This is a genomic window from Algoriphagus sp. (assembly GCF_024642405.1).
In the GTDB taxonomy this organism is placed as follows: domain Bacteria; phylum Bacteroidota; class Bacteroidia; order Cytophagales; family Cyclobacteriaceae; genus Algoriphagus.
Window position 1 is genome coordinate 1 of the sequence record NZ_JAHEBC010000374.1, and the last position, 3,579, is coordinate 3,579.

Here is a 3,579-nt window from a genome sequence, read left to right on the forward strand (position 1 = left end):
AAATTTCTTAAGCCGGTCCAATTCGACCGGCTTTTTCTTTATAAATATGATTTGGACAAATAATTTGTTTTCTATGAAAAAGTATCTTTTAATCTTATTTCTAGCATCTATTTTTGCTTCGACTTCCTGCCAATCGCCCGAATCCTCAAGCGCTACAAATCCTTCGGCATCAAGCTCAGAAATGGTTGTGCTAGCATCCTGGAATGAAGGCTCTGCAAAACAGGCAATCATAGATTATGTAACTGACGTTACCAATCCAACAAGTGCAAACTTTATCCCAGTGGAAGATCGTATTGCCACATTTGACAATGATGGAAACTTATGGTCTGAGCAGCCAGCTTATTTTCAATTATTCTTTGCCATGGATCGAGTAAAGGCCATGGCTGTAGAACATCCGGAATGGAAAGAGGAACAGCCTTTCAAAGCTGTATTAGAAAATGACATGAAAACTCTCATGACCTTTGGGGAACATGGATTGCTTGAAATAGTGATGGCTACACACTCGGGAATGTCCACAGAAGAATTTGAGCAAATCGTATTGGAATGGTTAGCAAGTTCCAAGCATCCACGTTTCGATAGGCCTTACAATGAATTGATCTATCAACCGATGTTGGAGCTTCTTGATTATTTAAGGGCCAATGATTTTAAAACATTTATTGTATCTGGTGGAGGCGTTGAATTTATGAGACCTTGGGTGGAAAATGCCTATGGAATCCCTACGGATCAGGTAGTAGGTAGTAGCATTGCTACAGAGTTTGAATACAATGATGGAAACCCGATTATCAAGCGGTTGCCAAAAATAGACTTTATTGATGATAAAGAAGGCAAACCTGTAGGAATCAATAAATTCATTGGTAAAAAGCCTGTATTTGCTTCTGGAAACTCTGATGGAGATTTGCAAATGCTCCAATGGACGGATTCTAATAAACACAAATCATTTCAACTTTATCTGCACCATACAGACGCTGATCGAGAGTGGGCTTATGACAAAGATTCTTCTATAGGAAGATTAGATAAAGGCTTGGAGGAAGCCAGCAGTAAAGGTTGGACAGTAATTGATATGAAAAATGACTGGAAAGTGATTTATCCGTTTGAGTTGAATTAAAATATAGTTATGATAATTTTCACGGGGTTTTCCGGTTTATTCCGGATAACCTTTTTTTATTTTATTGAATTTTTTAATTTTTAAAAAAGCTTCTTAAAATGACACCACAAGAATCAATACAAGAACTTAAAAACAGGATGTCAGCGTCCATCATTGGTCAGGAAGATTTGATTGATCGATTGATTTTGGTTTTACTGGCCGATGGAAATATGCTTTTGGAAGGTCTTCCTGGTTTGGCAAAAACCAGAGCGATCAAGACATTGGCAAGCGAGCTCGATTGCGGACTAAGTAGGATTCAGTTTACACCAGATTTACTTCCTTCCGATGTGACGGGTACGGAGATCTACCAGCCTGAACTGGAAGAAAAGTTTCTATTTCAAGAAGGACCTATTTTCAGCAACCTGATTTTGGCAGATGAAATCAACCGTGCTCCAGCGAAGGTTCAGTCCGCTTTATTGGAAGCGATGGAAGAAAGGCAGGTTTCTGTAGCAGGGAAAACTTATAAGATGGAGCCTCTTTTCATGGTAATGGCTACACAAAATCCAGTCGAACAAGAAGGGACTTACCCCCTTCCTGAGGCACAAATGGATAGATTCTTAATGCACGTGGTTATCAGTTACCCAGATGATGCATCAGAATTAGCAATTTTACGATTGAATCGTCAAGAGCAAGCCAAGTCCACCTCTAAAGTTGAAAAAGCTAAACTTTCACCTGAAGTGGTATTCTCAGCCAGAAAAGAAATAGCTCAGGTGAAAATCTCCGAAAATATGGAGAAGTATATCGTGGATATCATCTCGGCAACGCGCTTTCCTAAAAAATACAATGCAGAGCTTGACAGTTGGATAGACTTCGGCGCCAGTCCAAGAGGAAGCATCGCCTTAGATCGGGCATCAAGAACGCATGCGTGGATGAGTGGAAATGACTTTGTTGCTCCTGATAATATCAGAGCTGTGGTTCATGACTGCCTAAGGCATAGATTAATCCTAAGCTATGAAGCTAATGCAGATGGAATAACAGCTGATAAGGTTTTAGATGAAGTCTTAAAAGTAGTAGCTGTAGTCGGGTAGATATCGGACAATTCCAAAATTTCCTTATGTAACTCGTTTACTAATGACCTCTTCGAAAACGTATCCATCACAAGTCTTCACCTCTCTTAAAGAGTTGCTGGGAATGGAACGCATTTCCCAATTCTTTTCCCTGATCGCAAGAAAACAAAAAGTAAAAAGTATACTTGGAGGAAGACATCAATCAAAGCTCAGAGGAAGAGGATTGGATTTTGAAGAAGTGCGACACTACGTCAAAGGTGATGATATCAGGAATATCGATTGGAAAATAACGGCAAGGACAAAGGAAACTCATACCCGGGTTTTTTCTGAGGAAAAAGAAAAGCCAGCTTTGATCGTGGTAGATCAGTCGAAATCCATGTTTTTTGGTTCACAGATACGTACCAAATCTGTGGTAGCAGCAGAGCTTGCTGCCGCGACAGCTTTCAAAGTTTTGAAACAGGGAGATCGAGTAGGAGGAGTAGTCTTTGCAGACAATGGGATTGATATCATTCAGCCCAAACGAGATAGAAGAAATATTCTCCGTTTTCTGGAGAAAGTAGTGAATCGGAATCATGAGCTCGCTGATTCCAACCCTGCGAATATAGACTACTCTCTGAAGGAAGTGGCCATGAAAACGCGGAATATTGTTACTCACGATTATCTGGTAGTATTGATTTCTGACTTTCAGCGGTATTCGCCTGAGGTGACCAGATTCATAAGTCAGATTGCGCAGCACAATGACGTGGTATTAATCAAGGTTTATGATCCCCTAGAGAGAGATATTCCTAAAACCAAATTTGTGGCTGGAGATCAGGACACACAGGTTTCAGTGGATGGTAAAAGCAAAAAAATTAGAGACAATTTCCAATCAGGATTTGATTCCGATTATCAGGCTTTTCAGGCCCAGATGAAAAAGCATCGCATTCCACTTTTTTCTATCAATACGGTTGAGCCTCTTGAGGAGCAATTGAAAGAGGTTTTTAAAGTGAGAAAAAGATGATGCAGGTAGATAGAACACAGGTTGATACTTTGGCACAGCAAGCAGAGATTTCTGTTCCAGTTGACATAGGCTCCATTTATGAGCCTCCTGCAGTTTCCTTTAGTTTTGAAACCATAGGCTGGGCAATCTTGGGAGGGCTTTTTACACTGTGTTTATTGATCCTTGTATTTTTCCTAATCAAGAGATATTTGAACAATCGCTACCGAAGAGAGGCACTTGTGGCTTTGCAGGAAATTGAGTCAAATAGGCAGGCTTTCCCACAAATTTTTGTAATACTTAAGTCTGTTGCAATCCAGGTTTTTGGAAGAGAAAAAGTTGGTAACCTGTATGGAAACGCTTGGTTGATTTTCTTGGACAAAACCGGAAAAGAGGTGGGTTTGTTGAAATATGAACAACAGATCATTGCGCTGATCTATCAGGATACTTTA

The 3,579-nt window shown here is 40.1% G+C and carries 4 protein-coding genes; all 4 read left to right on the top strand.

Going from position 1 to position 3,579, the window contains the following annotated elements; all coding sequences use genetic code 11:
• The first annotated feature begins 73 nt into the window (after positions 1-73).
• Positions 74-1,105, top strand: coding sequence for an HAD family hydrolase (locus Q0L68_RS17975; RefSeq protein WP_296705642.1), 1,032 nt, complete (start codon positions 74-76; stop codon positions 1,103-1,105).
• Between the two features lie 98 nt (positions 1,106-1,203).
• Positions 1,204-2,172: a MoxR family ATPase gene (locus tag Q0L68_RS17980; protein ID WP_296705643.1), complete on the top strand. Its 969-nt coding sequence runs from the start codon at positions 1,204-1,206 to the stop codon at positions 2,170-2,172.
• 43 nt (positions 2,173-2,215) lie between these two features.
• Complete coding sequence (locus tag Q0L68_RS17985; protein WP_296705644.1) at positions 2,216-3,151, top strand: DUF58 domain-containing protein; 936 nt, start codon at positions 2,216-2,218, stop codon at positions 3,149-3,151.
• On the top strand, positions 3,148-3,579 hold a 432-nt coding region (locus Q0L68_RS17990; RefSeq protein ID WP_296705645.1), incomplete at its 3' end, for a DUF4381 domain-containing protein. The genes Q0L68_RS17985 and Q0L68_RS17990, both read left to right, overlap by 4 nt.

Excerpts from the sequence above, each read along its gene's own strand:
- Q0L68_RS17985 (WP_296705644.1), top strand. The coding sequence starts at position 2,216 with ATGACCTCTTCGAAAACGTATCCATCACAAGTCTTCACCTCTCTTAAA.
- Q0L68_RS17980 (WP_296705643.1), top strand. The coding sequence starts at position 1,204 with ATGACACCACAAGAATCAATACAAGAACTTAAAAACAGGATGTCAGCG.
- Q0L68_RS17975 (WP_296705642.1), top strand. The coding sequence starts at position 74 with ATGAAAAAGTATCTTTTAATCTTATTTCTAGCATCTATTTTTGCTTCG.